The following is a 22,520-nucleotide window of genomic DNA, read 5'->3' as shown; positions in this document are numbered from 1 at the left end:
CCACGGGCCCGGCCGTCGCGCACCGGCGACGGACGCGGGCCCGGCCGTCGGCGGAGTGCGGAGGCCGCGGGCCCGGCCGCTACGCCGCCGGCAGCCGCAGTTCGAACACCGAGCCGTCGCGGACGGCCAGCGTGCCGCCGTGCCGCTCCGCCACGTCGCGGGCGATGGCGAGGCCGAGACCGGCCCCGCCGTCGTCCCGGCTGCGGGCGTCGTCGAGCCGTACGAACCGCTCGAAGATCCGCTCCCGTTCCTCCGGCGGCACCCCGGGCCCGTCGTCCTCGACCCGCAGCACGGCCCACTGCCCGTCGCGCACCACACTCGCCCGTACGGCGCCCGCCGCGTGCCGCTGCGCGTTGTCCAGCAAGTTGCCCAGCACCCGGCCCACCTGGCTCCGCGACCCGGCGACCTCCACGCCCGCCAGGTCCCCCACCTGCACCGGAATCCGGTCCCCGATCCGCTGCGAGATCTCCTCACGCACCAGCGCCGCCAGGTCGATCCGGGTGTCCGCCGGCCGCTCCCCCGCGTCCAGCCGCGCCAGCAGCAGCAGGTCCGCCGCCAGGTTCTGCAGCCGTACGGCGTCCTCCACGGCGCCCTCCGCGTCCAGCAGCTCCGGGTGGGCGATGCCCACCTCCAACTGCGTCCGCAGGCTCGCGATCGGGCTGCGCAGCTCGTGCGAGGCGTCCGCGACGAACCGCCGCTGCCGCTCCACCGACTCCTGGAGCGCGCCCAGCGTCTCGTTGGTCGTACGGGCCAGCCGGTCGATCTCGTCCCGCGAGCCCGGCTCCGGCACCCGCCGCGACAGGTCCGTACTCGCCGTGATCACGGCCATCTCCCGCCGGATGCCCTCCACCGGCCGCAGCGCCCGCCGCGTCACCAGCCAGGTCACCCCGGCCACGACCAGCAGCAGGCACGGCAGCCCGATGAGCATCGCGGTCCGTACCGAGCCCACCGCCTCGCGCTCCGCCGTCAGCGGCGCCCCGGCGCGCACCACGGCCTTGTCGCCCTGGGTGTCCTTGGCCTCGACGGTGGCGAACCGGTAGTCCGCCGTCCGGTGCCCGACCGTGGCCGTGCCGCCACTGTGCCGGGCCTCGTCCTCGACCTCGCCCGGCTTGATCTCCCGGTCGTCGTCATCGTCGCCGGTGTCGTGCGGTTGCTGCCCGGCCGGCGGCGTCTGCTGTGCGGTGACGGCCTTCCCGTCCACCGCCCGTACGTCGTCGCCCGCCGCCAGTACCCGCCCGTCCTCGGCCAGCACCACCACCGGACGGTCGTCCCCGTCCGGCAGGTCCAGCTTCTCGTACGGCTTGCCCGTGGCGATCTGGGTCGCGACCTCGCGCGCGGCGTTCTCCGCCTGGAGGTCCGCCTGGCCCACCAGATTGTTCTTCAGCACCAGCAGCAGCGCCGTACCCGCCGCGACCAGCGCCACCGCCACCACGAGCGAGGCGCCCGCCGCGGCCCGGACCCGTACCTTCCCGAAGACCCTACGCACCGGACACCAGCCGGTACCCGGCGCCGCGCACCGTGGCGATCGCCGCGGCGCCCAGCTTCCGGCGCAGCGCGCTCACGTACACCTCGACGATGTTGTCGTCGCCCTCGTACGCGAAGTCCCAGACGTGCTCCAGGATCTCCGCCTTCGACACCACGTCCCCGGCACGCAGCGCCAGTTGCTCCAGCACGGCGAACTCCTTGGTGGTCAGGACGACTTCCGCCCCGTTCCGCTCCACCCGCCGGGCCCCCTGGTCGATGCTCAGCTCCCCCACCCGCAACACGGGCAACGCGGTCCGGCCGCGGCGGCGGAGCAGCGCCTTGATCCGGGCCACCAGCACCACGTACGAGAACGGCTTCGTCAGATAGTCGTCCGCGCCGGTGTCCAGCCCCTCGGCCTCGTCGTACTCCCCGTCCTTGGCCGTCAGCATCAGGATCGGTACGTCGTTGCCGGCGGCGCGCAGCGTCCCGCACACGCGGTAGCCGTTCATCCCCGGCAGCATGATGTCCAGCACGATCAGGTCGTACGCGCCCTCACCCGCCCGGTGCAGGCCCTCCAGGCCGTCGTGCACCACGTCGACCGCGTACCCCTCGGCCGTCAGGCCCTTGGCCAGCGACAGGGCCAGCCGCTTCTCGTCCTCCACGATCAACAGGCGCATACGCACACGATGCCACCGCCCGCCTGAAGAACCCTTCAGGTGGCTTCAGCCTGGCTTCAGCTTCCCCGGCCACTGTGGAACACGTCATCGAGCACCACCTCACCAACCGGGGAGAACGAACCGAGATGAAGCGCAACATCGTCATCGCCACCGTGGCCGCGGCCGCCCTCGTCGGCGGCGGCACCGCCACCGCTGTCGCCTTCGGCGACTCCGGGGCACCGTCCGCGCCGTCCGCTTCGGCTGCGTCTGCCGCGTCGTCCACGCCGCGTTCCAGCGTCAGCGTCCCCGACGACGACGTGCACGAGGACGCACGGGAGGCCAAGGCGGCGACCGTCTCCGCCCCCGAGGCCGCCGCCGCGGCCCTGAAGGCCACTCCCGGCACCGTCACCGGCATCGACCTCGACCAGGACCGTCCCGGCCTGGTCTGGGAGGTCGACGTCCTCGGCAAGGACGGCAAGTGGCACGAGGTCACCCTCGACGCGGGCGACGCGAAGGTCTTGAACCAGCGCGTCGAGCACGAGGGGGACGACGACCACGGCGTCGATCACGCCCGCGCCGAGCTGAAGGGTGCCACCGTCGATGCCGCGGAGGCGGCCCGGAAGGCCGCGGCCCACTACGGCACCGTCACCTCTGTCGACCTGGACGACGATCACCGTTCCAGCGCTGTGTGGGAGATCGAGACCGTCAGCAAGGACGGGAAGGAGCACAAGCTCCATGTCGACCCGAAGAGCGCAGCGGTGACGGTCGCTCCGCAGGACGCGGACGACGACGACAATGGTGGGCGCGACGATTAAGTCCCCCCGGGGCGGCCGACGAACTGCCCCCGGGCGGGGCGGGCCTGGTTTTTGGCTCGCACTGCCCGGGGTGGGCTGTTTTCGCGCTTCGCGCGAGGGGTGCGCTGACGCGCGGCTCGCATTGTTTGCGTTGGGGGGCGGGGGCGCGCAGGGCGCCAACTCTCCCCCAGCCTTCGGCCGGGGGACCCCCACGGCACCGTGCACGTCCTCGTCAGGGACATTGGGGACACAGATACCCGGCTGCCTGCGGGGATGGCCCCCTACACGCCCCTCCGGCCGGATTGGCGAGTCCGGGACAACTGGGGGAAGGGGGCGATCACCCTGGTGCCAGCCCTCCTGGTGGAGAGGTGGGCGGGGTGGCTGCCGAGAAGACCTGGGCGCTCAGCCCTCCCCGTCCTCCCCCGTGACCCCCGCCACCAGCTCGTCCGCCGCCGCGTACGGGTCCAGTTCCCCGGCGACGATCCGCTCGGCGAGCACGGACAGGCGCCGGTCCCCCCGTAGATCCCCGATCCGCTCCCGCAGGCGGGTGACCGCGATCGTCTCGACCTCGCGGGCCGCCCGGGTCCGGCGGCGTTCCGCCAGGGTGCCGTGCTCTTCCGACCAGGCGCGGTGTTTTTCCAGGGCCGCTACGACCTCGTCGGTGCCCTGGCCCCGGGCGGCGACCGTCTTGACGATCGGTGGGCGCCAGTCGCCGGGGGCGCGGGACTCGCCGAGGCCGAGCATGTGGTTGAGCTCGCGGGCCGTCGCGTCGGCACCGTCGCGGTCGGCCTTGTTGACGACGTAGACGTCGCCGATCTCCAGGATTCCGGCCTTGGCCGCCTGGATGCCGTCGCCCATGCCGGGGGCCAGCAGGACCACCGTGGTGTCGGCCTGGCCGGCGATGTCGACCTCGGACTGGCCGACGCCCACCGTCTCGACGAGGATCACGTCGCAGCCGGCCGCGTCCAGCACCCGGATGGCCTGGGGCGCGGCCCAGGCGAGGCCGCCCAGGTGGCCGCGGGTGGCCATGGAGCGGATGTAGACGCCGGGGTCGGACGCGTGGTCCGACATGCGGACGCGGTCGCCGAGGAGGGCGCCGCCGGAGAACGGGGAGGACGGGTCGACGGCGAGCACGCCCACCCGTTTGCCGGCCCGCCGGTAGGCGCTGACCAGGGCGGAGGTCGAGGTCGACTTACCGACGCCGGGCGAGCCGGTGAGGCCGACGACGTACGCGCCGCCGGCCAGGGGGGCCAGTGCCGCCATCACCTCGCGCAGCTGCGGGGACGCGCCCTCCACCAGCGAGATCAGCCGGGCCACGGCCCGCGGCCGGCCCTGTCGTGCCTGTTCCACCAGTGCGGGGACGTCCACCACGGCCCAGCTCCTCCCAGCTCGGTTTCCACGGATTCCACGGACACGCCGGGTGACGGGAGCGGGCGGGTCGTACCGCCCGGTCCGTCCCCCGCGGTCCGGCTACTTGCCCGGTACGCGGAGGATCAGCGCGTCGCCCTGACCACCGCCGCCGCACAGGGCCGCCGCGCCGACACCGCCGCCGCGCCGCCGCAGTTCCAGGGCGAGGTGGAGCACGATGCGGGCGCCGGACATGCCGATCGGGTGACCGAGCGCGATGGCTCCGCCGTTGACGTTCACCTTTTCCGGGGACACCCCGAGATCCTTCATTGACTGCACGGCCACCGCCGCGAACGCCTCGTTGATCTCGATCAGGTCAAGATCCTCGACGGTGAGGCCGGCCTTGCCCAGGGCGTGGCGAATGGCGTTGCTGGGCTGGGACTGGAGGGAATTGTCCGGGCCTGCCACGTTTCCGTGCGGGCCGATCTCCGCGATCCACTCCAGGCCCAGTTCCTCGGCCTTGGCCTTGCTCATGACGACCACCGCGGCGGCGCCGTCGGAGATCTGGGAGGAGGTGCCGGCCGTGATGGTGCCGTCCTTGGAGAAGGCGGGCCGCAGCTTGGCCAGGGTCTCGGTGGTCGTTTCGGCGCGGATGCCCTCGTCCTTGCTGAAGACGACCGGCTCGCCCTTGCGCTGCGGGATCTCCACGGGGGTGATCTCGGCCTCGAAGAGGCCGTTCTTCTGGGCGGCGGCGGCCCGCTGGTGGGAGCGGGCGGCGATCTCGTCCTGCTCGGCGCGGCCGATGCCCAGGCGGGTGTTGTGCTTCTCGGTGGACTCGCCCATGGCGACGTTCTCGTACGCGTCGGTGAGGCCGTCGTGGGCCATCGAGTCGAGCATCTCCACGGCGCCGTACTTGAAGCCCTCACGGGACTTGGGCAGCAGGTGGGGCGCGTTGGTCATGGACTCCTGGCCGCCGGCCACGACCACGTCGAACTCGCCGGCGCGGATCAGCTGGTCGGCGAGGGCGATGGCGTCCAGGCCGGAGAGGCAGACCTTGTTGACGGTCAGCGCCGGCACGCTCATCGGGATGCCGGCCTTGACGGCGGCCTGGCGGGCGGGGATCTGGCCCGCGCCGGCCTGCAGCACCTGACCCATGATCACGTACTGCACCTGGTCGCCGCCGATGCCCGCCCGGTCCAGCGCGGCCTTGATGGCCGCCCCGCCCAGGTCGGCGCCGGAGAAGCTGCGCAGGGATCCCAGCAGGCGGCCCATGGGGGTACGGGCGCCCGCGACGATCACGGAGGTGGTGCTGGACGTACCGTTCGCTGTCGACATCAGCGCGGCCCTTCCTGTACAGGGAGGTTAACGAGGGTTCCCGTCAATGTACTGAGGGGTAGGCGCCGGGTCACCGGGCTGCGGGTGTGATCGCGCGCACGTTGCGTAACCACGTGTGCGGGCGGTGCACTGGAGCCATGCTGACGCGAATCGACCACATCGGGATCGCCTGCGAGAACCTCGACACGACCGTCGAGTTCTACCGCGCCACGTACGGCTTCGAGGTGTTCCACACCGAGGTCAACGAGGAGCAGGGCGTCCGCGAGGCCATGCTGAAGATCAACGATACGTCGGACGGCGGCGCCTCGTACCTCCAGCTCCTGGAACCCACCCGGGCGGACTCCGCGGTGGGCAAGTGGCTCGCCAAGAACGGGGAAGGCGTGCACCACATCGCCTTCGGCACGGCGGACGTGGACGGGGACGCCGCGGCCGTACGGGACAAGGGTGTGCGGGTGCTCTACGACGAGCCGCGCACCGGTTCCATGGGGTCGCGGATCACCTTTCTGCACCCCAAGGACTGCCACGGCGTCCTGACCGAACTGGTCACCGCGGCACCGCGCGGGGGAACCTCCGCCCCCGCTTCCACGTCTCCCTCCACGACAGAGCACTGACCTTTCCCTTCCCCGGCCGGTAGAGTGCATCTTCGGCCGGGGGCCGGGTCGGGGCCCGGTCCACACTCCGCCGATGATCTGACACCATTTCTTCGGAAGGGTCAGCTCCAGCACGCGCCCGGCACGAGGCATTTCGGGCTGCGGAACGAGCAGATGGGAGCCGGCCGCCACCATGACCAGGGGACGGATGGGACCGCGCAGTGCGGGGCAACGACCGCTACGAGGCTGACGACCACCTCTCGCAGTTCGAGGCCGAGATGGAGCGGCTGAAGACGGAGCGGGACAAGGCGGTCCAGCACGCCGACGACCTCGGGTACCAGGTCGAGGTGTTGCGAGCCAAGCTCCACGAGGCGCGGCGCACCATCGCGGCCCGCCCCGCCTACGACAACGTCAGCCACCAGGCCGAGCAGCTGCTGCGCAACGCCCAGATCCAGGCCGACCAGTTGCGCACGGACGCCGAGCGCGAGGTGCGCGAGGCCCGCGCCCAGACGCAGCGGCTGCTGCAGGAGCAGGCCGAGCGCCAGGCGCGCATGGAGGCCGACCTGCACGCCGAGGCGGTCGAGCGCCGCCGCCGGCTGGACGAGGAGCTCAACGAGCGCCGCCAGACCGTCGAGTCGCACGTCAACGAGAACGTGGCCTGGGCGGAACAGCTGCGGGCCCGTACGGAGGCGCAGGCGCGCCGTCTCATGGACGAGTCGCGGGCCGAGGCCGAGCAGGCGCTGGCCGCCGCCCGCGCCGAGGCGCAGCGGCTGGCCGAGCAGACCCGTGCCCGGCTGGGCAGCGAGGCCGAGCAGGCCCGCGCCGAGGCCGACGCGATCCTGCGCCGGGCCCGTGCGGACGCCGAGCGGCTGCTGAACGCCGCCTCCAGCCAGGCCCAGGAGGCCACCGAGCAGGCCGAGCAGCTCCGTACGAGTGTCGGTACGGAGTCCGAGGAGGCGCGGCGGCAGTCCGCCGAGCTGACGAAGACCGCCGAGGAACGGCTGCAGGAGGCCGACCGCGCGCTGCGCGAGGCCCGCGCCGAGGCGGAGAAGCTGGTCACCGAGGCGCAGGAGAGCGCCGCCAAGCGCCTGTCGGCCGCCGAGTCGGACCAGGAGCAGCGGCTGCGGACCGCCAAGGCGGAGATCGCCCGGCTGGTCGCCGAGGCCACGAAGGAGGCCGACGCCCTCAAGGCGGAGGCCGAGCAGCTGCGCGCGGACGCCCGTACCGAGACCGAGCGGCTGGTCGCCGAGGCGCAGGAGGCCGCCAGGTCCAAGGCGGCGGAGGACTCCGCGGCGCAGCTCGCGAAGGCCGCGCGGACCGCCGAGGAGGTGCTGACCAAGGCGTCGGAGGACGCCAAGGCCACCACGAAGGCCGCCGCCGAGGAGGCCGAGCGGGTCCGCCGGGAGGCCGAGGCCGAGGCGGACCGGCTGCGCGGTGAGGCGCACGACACCGCCGAGCAGCTCAAGGGCGCCGCCAAGGACGACACGAAGGAGTACCGCGCCAAGACCGTCGAGCTCCAGGAGGAGGCACGGCGGCTGCGCGGCGAGGCCGAGCAGCTGCGGTCCGAGGCCGTCGACGAGGGCGACCGGATCCGGGCCGAGGCGCGCCGCGAGGCGGTCCAGCAGATCGAGGAGGCGGCCGCCACCGCCGAGGAACTGCTGGCCAAGGCGAAGTCGGACGCCGAGGAGACACGTTCGGGCGCGAGCGCGGAGAGCGAGCGGGTCCGTACCGAGGCCATCGAGCGGGCCACGGCGCTGCGCAAGCAGGCCGAGGAGGCGCTGGAGCGCGCCCGCGCGGAGGCCGAGGAGCTGCGCGGCGAGAGCGAGGAGGCCGCCGCGGCGCTGAAGGCGGAGGCCGAGGAGGCCGCGCGGCAGCTGCGTACGGAGGCCGAGGAGGCCGCTGCGGAGCGCCGCACCGAGGTGCAGGAGGAACTGGACCGGCTCCAGGCGGAGGCGGCCGAGAAGGTCACCGCGGCCGAGGAGGCGCTGCACGACGCCCGTGGCGAGGCCGAGAAGCTGCGCCGGGAGGCGCAGGAGGAGGCCGCCAAGCTCAAGGCGGAGTCCGCGGAGCGGCTGCGGGTGCTCCAGCAGCAGGCCGAGGACGAGGCCGAGCGGCTGCGCTCCGAGGCGGCGACCGACGCGTCCGCCGCGCGCGCCGAGGGCGAGTCCGTCGCCGTACGGCTGCGCAGTGACGCCGCCGCCGAGGCGGAGCGGCTGAAGACCGAGGCGCAGGAGACCGCGGACCGGGTGCGCGCGGAGGCCGCGGCCGCCGCGGAGCGTACGGGCGCCGAGGCCGCCGAGGCGCTGGCCGCCGCCCAGGAGGAGGCGGCCCGCCGCCGCCGGGAGGCCGAGGAGCTGCTCGGCGAGGCCCGCGAGGAGGCCCACCAGGAGCGCACGGCCGCGCGCGAGCAGAGCGAGGAGCTGCTGGCCTCGGCCCGTAAGCGGGTGGCCGAGGCGCAGGAGGAGGCGGAGCGGCTGGTCGAGGAGGCGGACCGGCGCGCCGACGAGCTGGTCGCCGCCGCGGAGCAGACCGCCCAGCAGGTGCGGGACGCGGTCGCCGGGCTGCACGAGCAGGCCGAGGAGGAGATCGCCGGGCTGCGCTCGGCGGCCGAGCACGCCGCGGACCGTACGCGGACCGAGGCGCAGGAGGAGGCCGACCGGGTACGGGCCGACGCCTACGCGGAGCGCGAGCGCGCCGCCGAGGACGCGGGCCGCACCCGCCGCGAGGCCCGGGAGGAGGCCGAGGCCGCCAAGGCGCTGGCGGACCGCACGGTCGCGGAGGCCATCGCGGAGGCCGACCGGCTGCGCACGGAGGCCGGCGCCGAGGCGGAACGGCTGCGCGCGGAGGCCGACAGCACGCTCGACGAGGCGCGCGAGGCGGCCGGCAAGGCCCGTACGGACGCCGCCGAGCAGGCCGACAGCCTGGTCGCGGAGGCCACCGCGCAGGCCGAGAAGATGGTGGCGGACGCCTCCGCCAAGGCGCAGCAGATGCGTACGGACGCGTCCGACGCGCTGGCCTCGGCCGAGCAGGACGCCAACCGGGCCCGCGCGGAGGCCCGCAACGACGCCAACCGGATGCGTTCGGACGCCGCCGAGCAGGTGGACCAGCTGCTCACCGAGGCGCGCGCGGAGGCCGAACGGATCGTCACCGAGGCGACCGAGCTGACCTCTTCGGCGCAGGACGACGCGGACCGCACGGTCCGCGAGGGCCGGGAGGCCGCCGAGCGGCTGCGGGCCGAAGGCGAGCAGCGGGCCGCGGAGCTGGTCGCGGAGGCGACCGCCGAGGCGGAGCGGCTGCGGGCCGAGGCCGCCGAGACGCTGGAGAGCGCGCGCCAGGAGGCGGAACGGACCGGCGACGCGGCGCGGGAGGCGGCGAACAAGACCCGTTCGGACGCCGCCGAGCAGGCCGACCAGCTGATGTCCGAGGCCGGCAGCGAGGCCGAGAAGCTGCGCGCGGACGCGGCGGAGACCGTCGCGGGCGCCGAGCGGGACGCCGACCGCACCCGGGCGGACGCCCGCGAGCAGGCGGACCGGATGATCGCCGAGGCCACCGCGGAGGCGGACCGGCTGCGCGCGGAGGCGGCGGACACCGTCACCTCGGCGCAGGAGCACGCCACCCGTACGCGTGCCGAGTCCGAGCGGATCAAGGAGGCGGCCGAGGCGGAGGCCGACCGGCTGCGTACCGAGGCGCTGGAGGAGTCGGAGCAGACCGTCGACGCGGCCCGCAAGGACGCCGCCAAGCGCCGCGCGGACGCCGCCGAGCAGGCCGACCAGCTGGTGGCCAAGGCCCAGGAGGAGGCGCTGAAGTCGGCGACCGCCGCCGAGGAGCAGGCCGACCGGATGGTGGGCGCGGCCCGCAAGGAGGCCGACCGGATCGTCGCCGAGGCCACCGCCGAGGGCAACGCGCGGGTCGAGAAGTCCCGTACGGACGCGGATGTCCTGCTGAGCGAGGCCCGCGGGGACGCCACCGCGATAAGGGACCGCGCCGAGGAGCTGCGGGCCCGTATCGAGAGCGAGGTCGAGGAGCTGCACGAGCGGGCCCGCCGCGAGTCGTCGGAGACGATGAAGAACGCCGGCGAGCGGGTCGACAAGCTGATCGCGCAGGCCACCCAGCAGCAGGCGGAGGCCGAGGAGAAGGCCAAGCGGATGGTGTCGGACGCCAGCAGCGAGGCCAGCAAGGTCCGGATCGCCGCGGTGAAGAAGGCGGAGGGGCTGCTCAAGGAGGCCGAGCAGAAGAAGGCCGCGGCCGTACGGGAGTCGGAGCGGCTGCGCGCCGAGGCCCGCGCGGAGGCGGAGCGGATCGTCGAGGAGGGCAAGCGGGAGCTGGAGGTGCTGGTGCGGCGCCGCAAGGACATCAACGCGGAGATCTCCCGTGTCCAGGACGTGCTGGAGGCGTTGGAGTCTTTCGAGACCCCGGCCAACGGTGGCGGCAAGGACGGGGCGAAGGCCGCGGCGGGGGCGGGCGCAACTCGTTCGAGTGGCAAGCAGTCTGAGGGGTAGCCACCCGAATGAGGGGCCATTCTCCACTCCAACCGTGCAATGACTCGATGACACGCCGTTGCGGCCCCTAGGATTCCCTTTATCACCTCACCGGTCTCTTTCGACAGGAACCCCATGAGCGACACTTCCTCCCCCTACGGCTTCGAGCTCGTGCGGCGTGGGTACGACCGCGGTCAGGTGGACGACCGCATCTCGAAGCTGGTCGCCGACCGCGACAGCGCCCTGGCCCGTATCACCTCGCTGGAGAAGCGGATCGAGGAGCTGCACCTCGAGACGCAGAACGCCCAGGCCCAGGTCAACGACGCCGAACCGTCCTACGCGGGCCTCGGGGCGCGCGTGGAGAAGATCCTCCGGCTCGCGGAGGAAGAGGCGAAGGACCTGCGCGAGGAGGCCCGGCGGGCCGCCGAGCAGCACCGCGAGCTGGCCGAGTCGGCCGCCCAGCAGGTCCGTAACGACGCCGAGCAGTTCGCGACGGACCGCAAGGCCAAGGCGGAGGACGAGGGCTCCCGCATCGTCGAGAAGGCGCAGGGCGAGGCGACCGCGCTGCGCGCCGAGGCGCAGAAGGACGCACAGTCCAAGCGGGAGGAGGCGGACTCCCTCTTCGAGGAGACCCGCGCCAAGGCCGCGCAGGCCGCGGCGGACTTCGAGACCAATCTCGCCAAGCGCCGCGAGCAGTCCGAGCGGGACCTGGCCTCCCGTCAGGCCAAGGCCGAGAAGCGGCTGGCGGAGATCGAGCACCGGGCCGAGCAGCTGCGGCTGGAGGCGGAGAAGCTGCGGACGGACGCGGAGCGCCGGGCCCGCCAGACGGTGGAGACGGCGCAGCGCCAGGCCGAGGACATCGTGGCCGACGCGAACGCCAAGGCGGACCGGATCCGCAGCGAGTCCGAGCGGGAGCTGGCGGCGCTGACCAACCGCCGGGACTCCATCAACGCCCAGCTGACGAACGTCCGCGAGATGCTCGCGACGCTCACCGGAGCGGCGGTCGCCGCGGCCGGAACCCCGGCGGACGAGGAGCCCATCTCCCGCGGCGTCCCGGCGCAGCAGTCGCGCTGAGGCGCCGTTCGTCGTGGTGACGCCGGTGCGGCCGGTGGGCTCCCGCGGCCCGCACCCGTGACGGCCGGTACCGCGCACCACGGCACGGACGTTTCCCGCCCGCCCGCCTCTCCCCGGAGGCCGGGCGGGCGGAATGCTTTCAGCAGATCTGCGGACCGTCGTACGAGCGGTCGCACGAGGGGCGTACGGGGCTCGTGCAGGACGCGTACGGGCCGTTCCGGCGACCGGTGACCCCGGCGCGTGCTGTCCGCTGCGCCCGAGATGCGGGGGTACCGGCCCCCGCTTAGCGTGCTGTACATGATCGAGATCGAGGGGCTGACCAAGCGTTACGGCGACAAGCTCGCCGTGGACGGGCTGACCTTCACCGTGCGGCCCGGGATCGTCACCGGCTTCCTCGGCCCCAACGGCGCCGGCAAGTCCACGACCATGCGGATGATGCTCGACCTGGACCACCCGACGTCGGGACGGGTCCGTATCGACGGGCGGCACTACCGGCAGCTGTCCACCCCTTGAAGCACCTCGGCGCCCTCCTGGACGCCAAGGCCGTGCACGGCGGCCGGAGCGCCTTCAACCACCTGCTGTGCCTGGCCCAGAGCAACGGCATCCCGCGCGCCCGCGTCCACGAGGTACTGGACACCGTCGGACTCACCGGGGTGGCCGGGAAACGCTCCGGCGGCTTCTCCCTGGGCATGGGCCAGCGCCTGGGCATCGCGGCCGCCCTGCTCGGCGACCCCGAGATCCTGATGTTCGACGAGCCGGTCAACGGGCTCGACCCCGAGGGCATCCACTGGATCCGCAACCTGATGAAGGGTCTGGCCGCCCAGGGCCGTACGGTCTTCGTCTCCTCGCACCTGATGAGCGAGATGGCGCTGACCGCCGAACACCTCATCGTCATCGGCCAGGGGCGGCTGCTGGCGGACACCTCGATGGCGCAGTTCATCCGGGAGAACTCGCGCGCGTACGTACGGATGCGGTCGCCGGAGCGCGAACGGCTGCTCGACGTGCTCAGGGGCGCCGGGCACCCGGCGGCGCCGGCCGGCGAGGCGGTGGAGATCGACGGGGTGAGCGCCGCCGACCTCGGCGAGCTGGCCGCCCGGCACCGGATCGTCCTGCACGAACTGAGCCCGCAGCAGGCGTCCCTGGAGGAAGCGTTCATGCAGCTGACCGCAGGATCGGTGGAGTACCACGCGCACTCGGCGGAGCCGCGGCCCGCGGCGCCGGCGGACGGCCTGCCGGACGCACCACCGCCGCCGGGAGCACCGGGGACGCCGGGAGCGTCGGGAACCCCGGGGACGCCGGGAGCACCGCCCCCGGACACCCCGCCCGGCGGCGGCTGGGGCGCCGGCCGGCGCGACAAGAAGCGGGGGTCCTGACGATGGCCGCCGTCTCCCGGGTCCTGGCCTCGGAGTGGACCAAGATCAGGTCGGTGCGGTCCACCGTGTGGACGCTGGGCATCGCGCTGGTCGTCACGGTCGCGCTGGGCGCGCTGATCTGCCTGCTCGCCTCGAACGACTTCGGCACCATGTCCCCCCGCGACCGGATCGCCTTCGACCCCACGAACATCAGCTTCGCCGGGATGGGCCTGGGCCAGCTCGCGATGATCGTCTTCGGGGTACTGGTGGTCTCCAACGAGTACAGCACCGGCATGATCCGTACCTCGCTCGCCGCCGTACCGCAGCGCGGCACCTTCCTCTTCGGCAAGGTCGCCGTCGCCGCCCTGCTCGCCCTCGTCGTCTCCTTCGTGACGGCCTTCCTCTCCTTCTTCGTCGGACAGGCCATGCTCGGCACGCACGCGGCGTCCCTCGGCGACCCGGGCGTCCTGCGCGCCGTGGTGGGCGGCGGGCTGTACATGACGCTGATCGCGGTGTTCTCGATGGGGGTGGCCACGATGCTGCGCAGCCCCATGCTGGCGCTGGGCATCCTGATGCCGTTCTTCTTCCTGATCTCCAACATCCTGGGCAACGTCTCGGCCACCGAGAAGATCGGCTGGTACCTCCCCGACCAGGCCGGCCACAAGGTCATGCAGGTGGTCGCGCCGGCCGGTGACGAGGTGCCGTACGGGCCGTGGGGCGGGTTCGCCATCATGCTGGCGTGGACGGTGGCCGCCCTGCTGTGCGGATACCTGCTGTTGAAACGGCGCGACGCCTGAGCGCGGCCCCCTCGGCCCGGCCCGCGTTTTGACGGGAACCGTCAGCCTGCGGATAACCTCCTAACCCTCACGGGGGTACGAGAGCACCTCTGCCCCGAACCATTTCTGAGGGGCGGAGAATGATCGAGGCATTCGGTCTGACGAAGCGCTACGGCGCCAAGACAGCCGTGCACAACCTGTCGTTCCAGGTGCGTCCGGGCACCGTCACCGGCTTCCTGGGCCCGAACGGCTCCGGCAAGTCCACGACGATGCGCATGATCCTGGGGCTGGACACCCCGACGAGCGGGCGGGTCACCATCGGCGGCATCCCCTTCCGCCGGGTGCCCAACGCCCCGCGGCACGTCGGCGCCCTGCTCGACGCCAAGGCGGTGCACGGCGGCCGCAGCGCGCGCCAGCACCTGCTCTGCCTCGCCCAGCTCTCCGGCATCCCGGCGCGCCGCGTCGACGAAGTACTCGGCGTGGTCGGCCTCCAGGACGTCGCCCGCAAGCGCTCCAACGGCTTCTCGCTCGGCATGGGCCAGCGCCTGGGCATCGCGGCGGCGCTGCTCGGCGACCCGCAGGTGCTGCTCTTCGACGAGCCCGTCAACGGCCTGGACCCCGAAGGCATCCTGTGGGTCCGCAACCTGATGAAGCAGCTGGCCGCCGAGGGCCGTACGGTCTTCGTCTCCTCGCACCTGATGAGCGAGATGGCGCTGACCGCCGAACACCTCATCGTCATCGGGCGCGGTCAGCTGCTGGCCGACATGTCGGTCAAGGACTTCATCTCGGCCAACTCCGCCGACTTCGCCCGGGTCCGTACGCCGGACACCGAGCCGGAGCTGCGCGAGAAGCTGGGCTCGCTGCTCGGCGAGGCAGGTGCCCAGGTCGTACCGGAGCAGGACGGCGCGCTGCGCGTCAGCGGGCTGCCGCTGCCCCGTATCAGCGACCTCGCGCACGACGCGGACATCCGCCTGTGGGAGCTGTCGCCGCATCAGGCCTCCCTGGAAGAGGCGTACATGCAGCTGACACAGGGCGTCGTGGACTACCGCTCGACGACCGACCAGCGGGCCGGCCTCCAGCAGCAGGCGCCCGGCCACGCGCCGCGGGGCATGGGTGTGCCGGGGCAGCCGCCGCAGGGGTACGCGGCGCCGCAGCCGGGCCCGTACGGTCAGCCCGGCCACCCGGGGCAGCCGCACCCGGGGGCCCAGGGGCAGCCCAACCCGTACGCGCAGGGGCCCGGCGGCGCGCCGGGCCAGGGCTACCCGCCGCCGGCCGGCCAGGGCTCGCCGTACGGACAGCCGAACCCGTACGGGCAGCCGCAGCCGGGCCCGCAGGCCGGCGCCCCGGCACCGATGCCGCCCGCCGCCCAGCCCGCCGCCCCCGCCGACATCTCCGAGCCGCACACCGAGGACGCCCGATGACCAGCCCTCAGCAGCCGCAGCCACAGCCTGAGCCGCACGACACCGAGGCGCCCGGCACCGGCCCGACGCCCGCGGCGGGGGCCCCGCAGCCGCCCGCACAGCAGCCCGCCCCGCAGCCGCCCGCCGAGCAGCCGGAGCCCCGGCCGCTGGCCGCGCACCCGCAGCAGCCGGGGCAGCAGCTTCCGGCCCAGCAGCAGCCCCCGGCGCAGCCGCCGGCCCGTGAGGCCGGGACGATGATGCTCCAGGCCCAGCAGCCGCCGGCCGCCGCGCCCGGCAAGGAGGCCGGGACGATGACGCTCCAGGCCCAGTCGGCACCGCAGGCCCCGCAGGGTGCGCCCGCGCCCCAGGCCCCGCAGGGCCCGCCCGCTCCGCAGGCCCCCCAGGGCGCACCGAGGGACGCGGGGACCATGACGCTCCAGGCCCAGCAGCCGCCCGCCGGTCCCCCGCCGCAGCAGGCGCCCTACCAGCAGCCGCACCAGCCCGCACAGCATCAGCAGGCATACCAGCAGGGCGTGCCACAGCAGTCCCAGCAGCCGCCCCACCAGCAGCAGATCCCGGCCGCCTGGCAGGCCGCCGGCCCCGGCGGCACCGGCCCGGCCTATGTCTCGCCGATCCCGGTGCGCCGGACCACCCTGGGGCACGCGCTCACCTCCGAGTGGACGAAGATCCGCTCGGTGCGCTCCACGATGTGGACGCTGGGCGTGCTGGTCCTGCTGAACGTCGGCCTCGGGCTGCTGATGTCGGTGTTCCTCGCGGGCCCGACCCGGGAGGTCGACCCGGTGCTCGGCTTCGCCTGGTTCGGCCTGCTGCTCGGGACGCTGTGCGTCATCCCCCTCGGCGTGCTGGTGATCGCCTCGGAGTACGGCACCGGCATGATCCGTACGACGTTCACCGCCTGCCCGAGCCGCGTCCGGGTGCTGACGGCCAAGGCGATCGTGCTGTTCGCGCTGACGTTCGTCGTCACCACGGTCTCCAACGCGCTGGTCGCGGTGGCCCACGCGGGGATGCTCAACGGCCCGGCGCCCACCGGTGACCAGTGGCTGCGGGCCACCGTCGGCTCCGGCCTGTTCGTGGCCCTGCTGGGCCTGCTGTCGCTGGCGGTCGGCACGCTGCTGCGGCACTCGGCCGGCGCGATCAGCGCGATGACGGGCCTGGTCCTGCTGCCCATGCTGCTGGCCGTGTTCATGATCGGGTCGGACAGCCTGCGCCCGTTCGCGACCAAGCTGATCGAGTACTCGGTCCCGAACAACCTCGCCGCCCTCTACGACCAGCCGTTCATGCCCGAAGGACCGTCCGGCTGGCAGCCGCTGCTCGTCCTCCTGGGCGTCACCGCCCTCGTCCTCGGCAGCGCGTACGCCGCGCTGGAGAAGCGCGACGTCTGACGCTTCTCAGTACCTCGGCGCGTTACGGGACCGCTGGAGCCGCGCGCTCCGGCGGTCCCGTGCGTTCCAGCACGCCTTGTGCCAGTGTCTGCGCTCGTCAACGTCGCCCTCCCGCGGCCAGGCGACGACGTGCGGCACCCCCGGCGGGATCTCCTGGTCGCACCCCGGGCACCGGTAGTGCTTGGCCGCTCCGCCGCCCCCCAGATGCCGTACGACCCATTCCTCGCCGCGCCATTCCTCGGTACGTTCCAGACCGTAGCGGCCCCCGCCCGCGTGGTCGGCTGGCTTCTCACCGCCGCGCGGGCGGTTTCGACGCGGAGACACTGGGCACCTCGGGAAATCTGCGGGGTCACGGGCCGTCACCACCCTACGCGGCTCCGTCATGGTGCGTAGTCGGCCGCCACAATCCTGCGATCATCGGGAAACTTCGCCGCAGGCCGTGCCCTTGGCACGTGTCACCCGTTGTTGCCTGTTGGGGGGATGTCGCGTCGGCTGCGAGGAGGCAGAAGAGCGATGCGTGTTGGGGCTTTCATTCTGGCCGCTCAATTTCCCGGTCAGGGACAGGGGGAGGCACTGCACCGGGCGGTGCGGTCCGCCGAAGTCGCGGAGGAGGCCGGGCTCGACGCGGTCTGGCTGGCGGAGCACCACTTCGTGCCGTACGGGGTGTGCCCGTCGGCGACGACGCTGGCCGCCCTGCTGCTGGGCCGTACGGACCGGATCGGCGTCGGCACGTCCGTCAGCGTGCTGCCGACCCAGCATCCGGTCGCTCTCGGTGAGCAGGCTGCGCTGCTGCACCTGACCTCCGGCGGGCGGTTCACGCTGGGGGTCGGCCGGGGCGGCCCCTGGGTGGACCTGGAGGTCTTCGGCTCGGGGCTGGCCGCTTACGAGCAGCACTTCCCCGAGTCGCTGGACCTGCTGCTGCGCTGGCTGCGCGAGCCGCGCGTCAGCGCCGCGGGGGAACGTCACTCTTTCCGGGAGGTCGCCGTCGTACCGCGGCCCGACGAGTCGCTGGAGATGCCGTCCGGGCCGCCCGTGATCCTCGCCTGCACCTCACCCCGGTCGGTGCGGCTGGCCGCCGAGCGCGGGCTGCCCATGCTGCTGGGGATGCACTGCGGGGACGAGGACAAGGCGGAGATGGTGGCGCTGTGGCGCCGGGTGGCGCTGGCGGCCGGGCGGGACCCGGAGCTGGTCGCGGCGGCGGAGCACGTCTCGGCCGGCGTGGTGCAGGTCGGCGACACCCGTCAGGGTTCGGCCGAGGTCCTCACGAAGGCGATGCCGGGCTGGCTGCGGCGCGGGCTGGCGGCCCATGAGACGGTCGACGGCCGCCACCGCGCCATGCGTGACCCGCTGGCGTACACGGAGCTGCTGTGCGACCTGCATCCGGTCGGTCCGCCGAAACGGTGCGCCGACCGGCTCGCGGCCTCGGCGGAGCGGACCGGCATCCGGCGCTTCGCGCTGCTCGTGGAGGGTTCCGGCGACCTGGCCGCCACCGAGGAGAACGTACGGCGGCTGGGCGCGGAGGTGTTGCCGCGGCTCCGCTGATCCGGATGCGGACGCGCTTACGGATGCGAGGGCGGGGCGGGGGCGCGGCGGCCCGCGCCGGCCGGCCGATGCTGCCGCATGCGCACCCTTGCCGTACGGCCTCCGTCGCGCATGCGCAGCGGCAGCATCTTCGGTCAGCAGTCGCGCAGCTCCGGCGACTGGTTGAGCAGCTGGCCCCGGACGGAGGTGAATTTGGCCAGCCTGTCGTCCGCCGACGGGTCGAGCGGGAAGACCGCGACCCGGTGGCAGTTCTGGAATGCCAGCCGCACACCGAAGTGACGTTCCAACGCCCCGCGTATCGCGTCACTCGCCAGAGCTCGCAGCAGCTGACCGCGTGCCCGCTCGTCCGGCGGCGGCGTCTGGTTGTCGGCGAACTGGCCGCCGTCCACCTTCAGCTGGGCCACCAGCGAGCTGATCATCCCCCATGCGTAGGGCAGGGAGGTCCGGACGCAGTCGACAAATTCCGCTTCGTCGACCTCGCCTCGCTCGGCCTGTTCGAGGAGGGCCGGTGAGACGTCGAGCGACATGAGGTTCTCCTCTCGCGGCCCCGCCGGGACGGAGCCTCAGGGATGGGACCGGGGGTTCGCGACGGAGCGTGTCCGTATCACGACCCCCCGCTTCAACGGTATGCCGCGCACCCGGCACGCACCAGGAGATTGCGGAGACAACCGGCCGCCGGCGGAGCGGGCCGTTCAGGGGCGAATCGCGTCGGCGGCCTCCGGTCGAGTAGCGTGACGCACCATGCGTCTCGTCATTGCCCGTTGCTCCGTGGACTACGCGGGCCGGCTCAGTGCCCACCTCCCGTCGGCCCCTCGCCTGATCCTCGTGAAGGCGGACGGTTCGGTCTCCGTCCACGCGGACGACCGGGCCTACAAGCCCCTCAACTGGATGTCCCCGCCGTGCACCCTCAAGGAGGGCGACGGCAGCGTGTGGACGGTGGAGAACAAGGGGGCGAGAAGCTCATCATCACCCTGGAAGAGGTGATGCACGACTCGGCCCACGAGCTGGGCGTGGACCCGGGTCTGATCAAGGACGGCGTGGAGGCGCACCTCCAGGAGCTGCTCGCCGACCGGATCGAGACCCTGGGCGAGGGCTACTCGCTCATCCGTCGTGAATACCCCACCGCCATCGGCCCGGTGGACATCCTGTGCCGGGACGCGGACGGCGCGACGGTCGCCGTGGAGATCAAACGACGCGGCGAGATCGACGGGGTCGAGCAGCTGACCCGCTATCTCGATCTCCTCAACCGTGACCCGCACTTGGCGCCCGTCAAGGGGTCTTCGCGGCCCAGGAGATCAAGCCGCAGGCCCGGGTGCTGGCCACCGACCGCGGTATCGGCTGCGTGGTGCTGGACTACAACGCGCTGCGCGGCATCGAGGACGACAAGCTGCGGCTGTTCTGAGCGGCGCCGCCCGCTCCCGGCGAGGGCGCCGGGAGTGAGCCCCCGCCCGCTCCGGACGAGGGCGCCGGGAGCGAGCCCGGCCGCCCCGCCGGTACGGACGACGACGGCCCGGTACGGAACGCCCGCCCACGAGGCGGACGGTCCCGTACCGGGCCGTCGTGCTGCGCTCAGGCGTCCGTGCCGCCGGCGATGGTGGTCGCCGAGCTGCTGCCGTTGGCGCTGCTGGGCGCCGGGTTGCCGGTGGTCCCGGTCGGTTCCTGGCTGGTCGGCTTGTCCGTCGGCTTGTCCGTGGGCTTGTCGGTCGGCTTGTCCGTGGGCTTGTCGGTGGGCTTGTCCGTCGGTTTGCCGGTCGGCTTGTCCGTGGGCTTGCCGGTTGGCTCGTCCGTGTCGGTGGGCCGGGTGGTCGGGCTGGTCGGGCCCGTCGTCGGGGTGGTCGGGTCCGTGCTGCCGTCCGTGGGCCGGCCGGTCGTCGGGTCCGTGGCGCCGGTGCTCGGGGCGGGTGAGCCGGTGGGCTGTCCGCCGGTGCCCGGCGTCGTCGAGCCGGGGCCGCCCGTACCGGGCCGGCTGCCCTGGCCGGTGCGGGAGCTGCCGGTGCCCGGCTGGTCGGCGGGCATGCCGTCGCCGTCCTGGCCCGGCTGGGCGGACTGCTCGGTCTTGACCTTCCCGCCCGTGCCGTTGTCGGGCCCGGAGACCGCGCCGAGGGTGACGACGGTGCCCAGGACGGCGACGAGCAGGGCGCCCGCGCCCGCGGCGACCAGGTTGCGCCGGGCGCCGAGCACCAGGGCCTTGCGGCCGCCGGTCCGGCCGCCGCCCTTGCCCGTGCCCGTGCCGCTGCCGGGGACGGCGCGGGTGACCACGGTGGGTGCGGTCGCGTCGACGGCCGGGGCCGACGCGAGGGCGGCGGGCACCCCGCCGGGCGGCGAGGCCGACTCCTCCGTCCGCGCGTCCGGGATCTCCTCACCGGCCGGCGTGGCCGTACCGGCGGGCGGGGTGAACGTGCCGGAGCGGTCGGCGACCAGGGCCAGCGCGCGCCGACCCGCGACCGCGCCGCGCCGGTCGGAGAGCACTCCGCGCAGTCCTATCGACGCCTCCAGCTCGGCCCGCGCCCGGTCCAGGTTGCCGATGCACAGGGCGAGCACGCCCAGCTCGTGGTGGAAGTACGCCTCCTCGGCGACCTCCCCGGCGATGCGGGCGGCCTCGGCGCCGTGCCGCAGGCTGCGCTCCCAGGCGTTCCAGTGCAGGGCGGCGGCGAAGGCCGGGGCGGCCGTACGGGCCAGCAGGACGGCGGCGCTGGGGTGGCCGCTCTCCCGGCTGCCGGTCAGGACGTTCATCGCGGCCAGGATCGCGTCGGCCTCGGCGGCGGCCCGCTCGGGCGTGACCGAGGGGTGGCCCGCCCACCAGGCGTAGTGCTGGGCGGCGGTCAGGGCCCGCTCGCCCGCGCCGTCGTCGTACCCGGCGGCCGTCAGCTGGTCCCCCACCGTCGCCGCGAGCCGGTAGTGGCCCCCGGCCGGGGTGATCAGCCCGCAGTCCAGCAGCGCGCCGAGGGCGGCGTCCGCGTGGGTGTCCTGGGCGAGCGCGGGCAGGTGTGCCTGGTGCGGCAGCTCGCCGCCCAGCGCGACCGCGAAGCGCAGCGTCTCGCGCGCCGCCTCGCTCAGCCCGGCGGCGATCAGCGGCGCGGGCGAGGCGGCCTCGGCGACGGTCGGCAGCGGTCCGGTGGTGCCGTCGTGGCCGTCACCGGCCGGGTCGTCAGAGCGTTCGCCGTACGTGCCGAAGGCGTCCTGGCCGGTACGGAGCCGCTGCCGCAGCAGGGCGCCGGCCTGGACGAAGCGCAGGGGCAGCCCTTCGGATTCGAACCACAGGTCGGCGGCCCACGCGGCCTCGTCGTCGGTGAGCGGCCGGCCGACGACGCCCTCCAGCAGTTCGCGGGAGGCCGCCCGGCCGATGCCGCCGAGGGCGACCTCTTCGAGGTGGGACCCGGGCGAGGGCGCGGCGACGTCGGGGGTGGCGGTGAACAGGAAGGCGCACTCGGGGGTGGCGCCCAGCAGTTCGTCCAGCGCGGCGCCGCCGAACTCCAGGTCGTCCAGGACGACGATGGCGCCGATCTCGCCGAGCAGGCGCAGCAGCTCGCCGCGGTCGGGGCGGTGCAGCGGGGCCCGGTGGACGGCGGCGAACAGCTCGTACATCACGTCGGTGGGCGTACGGCGGTAACCGGAGAGCCGTACGACGCCGTCGGGGGCCAGGTCCTCGCAGGCGGTGGCGACGGCGTCCAGCAGGCGCGTACGGCCCGATCCGGAGGGCCCGGTGACCCGTACGGATCTGCCGCGGGACAGCAGCCGCACCAGCCGGTCGGTCTCCTCGGCGCGCTCCAGGAGTGCGCCCTGGCGGCCGGCCGAGACCGGTACGGCGGGCGGGGCGGCGGCGCGGGCCAGTTCGGCGCGCTCCTCGGGGCCGTGCTTGCCGGGGACGGCGGGCTGCTCGCCGGGCGGGCAGGGTTCGATCTCGCTGCCGTCGACCGGGTTGACGGTGAGCAGGTAGGGGCCCGACACGAGCTGCACGGTGCGCGCGAGCCCGCCGGGGGCGGCCGCGGAGCCGCCGGCCGCGGGCGCCGGCGTCGTGGCAGGGGCGTCCTGCTCGCCGTACTCCTCAGGTCCCCGGTGGGTGTTCGGGTCCATGGTGAAATGCCCCCCAGATGCGCTTGGCGTGCCGACCGGCCGTTCGCGTCCCGGCCGTCCGCACTCCCCAGCCTCCGGCCGGGGTGCTCCCCGGCCGCCGCTTCTGGTCCGGTGCCCGCCGTGCGGCGAACCGGACGGCGGAAAACCGAACCTTAGACCTTCGCCCAGTATCTACGAAGCGCCGGGGTCCGTTCCTGCCCGGAACGTCACAGTGTTGTGAGAATCCTTCGGGTAT

The 22,520-nt window shown here is 73.9% G+C and carries 15 protein-coding genes and 2 pseudogenes; 10 read left to right on the top strand and 7 right to left on the bottom strand.

The window, feature by feature from the left end:
- Positions 1-79: 79 nt before the first annotated feature.
- Both ACEXOX_RS32535 and ACEXOX_RS32530 read right to left on the bottom strand, forming a co-directional pair.
- The gene (locus ACEXOX_RS32535; protein WP_406524556.1) at positions 80-1,486 is read right to left on the bottom strand and encodes an ATP-binding protein; all 1,407 of its coding nucleotides are present in this window, start codon (positions 1,484-1,486) and stop codon (positions 80-82) included.
- Complete coding sequence (locus ACEXOX_RS32530; RefSeq protein WP_406524555.1) at positions 1,479-2,141, bottom strand: response regulator transcription factor; 663 nt, start codon at positions 2,139-2,141, stop codon at positions 1,479-1,481. Before ACEXOX_RS32530 ends, ACEXOX_RS32535 begins: the two co-directional genes overlap by 8 nt.
- Positions 2,142-2,266: 125 nt before the next feature.
- On the opposite strand from ACEXOX_RS32530, the gene ACEXOX_RS32525 reads away from it, so the two are divergent.
- Positions 2,267-2,935: a PepSY domain-containing protein gene (locus tag ACEXOX_RS32525; RefSeq protein ID WP_406524554.1), complete on the top strand. Its 669-nt coding sequence runs from the start codon at positions 2,267-2,269 to the stop codon at positions 2,933-2,935.
- A gap of 381 nt (positions 2,936-3,316) precedes the next feature.
- Here the strand turns inward: ACEXOX_RS32525 and meaB are convergent, their stop codons facing one another.
- Together meaB and ACEXOX_RS32515 are read right to left on the bottom strand one after the other, a co-directional pair.
- The gene (meaB, locus tag ACEXOX_RS32520; protein WP_406524553.1) at positions 3,317-4,285 is read right to left on the bottom strand and encodes a methylmalonyl Co-A mutase-associated GTPase MeaB; all 969 of its coding nucleotides are present in this window, start codon (positions 4,283-4,285) and stop codon (positions 3,317-3,319) included.
- Positions 4,286-4,384: 99 nt separating this feature from the next.
- Positions 4,385-5,560, bottom strand: coding sequence for an acetyl-CoA C-acetyltransferase (locus ACEXOX_RS32515; protein WP_406526542.1), 1,176 nt, complete (start codon positions 5,558-5,560; stop codon positions 4,385-4,387).
- Positions 5,561-5,733: 173 nt separating this feature from the next.
- Here ACEXOX_RS32515 and mce point away from each other — a divergent pair, with 173 nt between their 5' ends.
- From mce to ACEXOX_RS32480, 7 genes and pseudogenes are all read left to right on the top strand, one after another.
- Entirely contained in the window at positions 5,734-6,207 is a 474-nt protein-coding gene (gene mce / locus ACEXOX_RS32510) for a methylmalonyl-CoA epimerase (RefSeq protein ID WP_406524552.1), read from the top strand.
- Positions 6,208-6,407: 200 nt separating this feature from the next.
- Entirely contained in the window at positions 6,408-10,685 is a 4,278-nt protein-coding gene (scy, locus tag ACEXOX_RS32505) for a polarized growth protein Scy (protein WP_406524551.1), read from the top strand.
- Positions 10,686-10,799: 114 nt separating this feature from the next.
- On the top strand, positions 10,800-11,738 hold the full coding sequence (locus tag ACEXOX_RS32500) for a cellulose-binding protein (protein WP_030022165.1): 939 nt from the start codon (positions 10,800-10,802) through the stop codon (positions 11,736-11,738).
- A 297-nt stretch (positions 11,739-12,035) separates the two neighbouring features.
- Positions 12,036-13,111 (top strand): annotated as a pseudogene (locus ACEXOX_RS32495) (ATP-binding cassette domain-containing protein).
- A gap of 2 nt (positions 13,112-13,113) precedes the next feature.
- A complete protein-coding gene (locus ACEXOX_RS32490; RefSeq protein ID WP_406524550.1) occupies positions 13,114-13,887 on the top strand; it encodes an ABC transporter permease in 774 nt (257 codons plus the stop codon).
- Between the two features lie 119 nt (positions 13,888-14,006).
- Positions 14,007-15,287: an ATP-binding cassette domain-containing protein gene (locus ACEXOX_RS32485; protein WP_406524549.1), complete on the top strand. Its 1,281-nt coding sequence runs from the start codon at positions 14,007-14,009 to the stop codon at positions 15,285-15,287.
- Positions 15,284-16,669: an ABC transporter permease subunit gene (locus ACEXOX_RS32480; protein ID WP_406524548.1), complete on the top strand. Its 1,386-nt coding sequence runs from the start codon at positions 15,284-15,286 to the stop codon at positions 16,667-16,669. Before ACEXOX_RS32485 ends, ACEXOX_RS32480 begins: the two co-directional genes overlap by 4 nt.
- Positions 16,670-16,675: 6 nt before the next feature.
- Here ACEXOX_RS32480 and ACEXOX_RS32475 read toward each other — a convergent pair whose 3' ends face one another.
- Positions 16,676-16,993, bottom strand: coding sequence for an ATP/GTP-binding protein (locus ACEXOX_RS32475; RefSeq protein ID WP_078624473.1), 318 nt, complete (start codon positions 16,991-16,993; stop codon positions 16,676-16,678).
- A 189-nt stretch (positions 16,994-17,182) separates the two neighbouring features.
- Between ACEXOX_RS32475 and ACEXOX_RS32470 the strand changes: the two genes are divergently transcribed.
- A complete protein-coding gene (locus ACEXOX_RS32470) occupies positions 17,183-18,211 on the top strand; it encodes an LLM class flavin-dependent oxidoreductase (protein WP_406524547.1) in 1,029 nt (342 codons plus the stop codon).
- Between the two features lie 134 nt (positions 18,212-18,345).
- On the opposite strand, the gene ACEXOX_RS32465 is transcribed toward ACEXOX_RS32470, so the two are convergent.
- On the bottom strand, positions 18,346-18,738 hold the full coding sequence (locus tag ACEXOX_RS32465; protein WP_030022171.1) for an SCO5389 family protein: 393 nt from the start codon (positions 18,736-18,738) through the stop codon (positions 18,346-18,348).
- A gap of 214 nt (positions 18,739-18,952) precedes the next feature.
- On the opposite strand from ACEXOX_RS32465, the pseudogene nucS reads away from it, so the two are divergent.
- Positions 18,953-19,613, top strand: a pseudogene (nucS, locus tag ACEXOX_RS32460) (endonuclease NucS).
- Between the two features lie 167 nt (positions 19,614-19,780).
- On the opposite strand, the gene ACEXOX_RS32455 reads toward nucS, so the two are convergent.
- Positions 19,781-22,285 carry an ATP-binding protein gene (locus tag ACEXOX_RS32455; protein ID WP_406524546.1) on the bottom strand — a complete coding sequence of 835 codons (2,505 nt, stop codon included), beginning with the start codon at positions 22,283-22,285 and terminating at the stop codon, positions 19,781-19,783.
- Positions 22,286-22,520: the final 235 nt, after the last annotated feature.

Origin of the sequence: Streptomyces sp. Ac-502 (assembly GCF_045222935.1) — a bacterium.
Taxonomy (GTDB): domain Bacteria; phylum Actinomycetota; class Actinomycetes; order Streptomycetales; family Streptomycetaceae; genus Streptomyces; species Streptomyces monomycini.
Note: the sequence above shows the minus strand (reverse complement) of the source record. Positions and strands in the feature narration are given on the sequence as shown.

What these genes read in the sequence shown, in the direction of transcription:
- ACEXOX_RS32530 (WP_406524555.1), bottom strand. Translation starts at nt 2,141, where the DNA reads ATGCGCCTGTTGATCGTGGAGGACGAGAAGCGGCTGGCCCTGTCGCTG.
- ACEXOX_RS32525 (WP_406524554.1), top strand. Translation starts at nt 2,267, where the DNA reads ATGAAGCGCAACATCGTCATCGCCACCGTGGCCGCGGCCGCCCTCGTC.
- mce (WP_406524552.1), top strand. Translation starts at nt 5,734, where the DNA reads ATGCTGACGCGAATCGACCACATCGGGATCGCCTGCGAGAACCTCGAC.
- ACEXOX_RS32500 (WP_030022165.1), top strand. Translation starts at nt 10,800, where the DNA reads ATGAGCGACACTTCCTCCCCCTACGGCTTCGAGCTCGTGCGGCGTGGG.
- ACEXOX_RS32490 (WP_406524550.1), top strand. Translation starts at nt 13,114, where the DNA reads ATGGCCGCCGTCTCCCGGGTCCTGGCCTCGGAGTGGACCAAGATCAGG.
- ACEXOX_RS32485 (WP_406524549.1), top strand. Translation starts at nt 14,007, where the DNA reads ATGATCGAGGCATTCGGTCTGACGAAGCGCTACGGCGCCAAGACAGCC.
- ACEXOX_RS32480 (WP_406524548.1), top strand. Translation starts at nt 15,284, where the DNA reads ATGACCAGCCCTCAGCAGCCGCAGCCACAGCCTGAGCCGCACGACACC.
- ACEXOX_RS32470 (WP_406524547.1), top strand. Translation starts at nt 17,183, where the DNA reads ATGCGTGTTGGGGCTTTCATTCTGGCCGCTCAATTTCCCGGTCAGGGA.
- ACEXOX_RS32465 (WP_030022171.1), bottom strand. Translation starts at nt 18,738, where the DNA reads ATGTCGCTCGACGTCTCACCGGCCCTCCTCGAACAGGCCGAGCGAGGC.
- ACEXOX_RS32455 (WP_406524546.1), bottom strand. Translation starts at nt 22,285, where the DNA reads ATGGACCCGAACACCCACCGGGGACCTGAGGAGTACGGCGAGCAGGAC.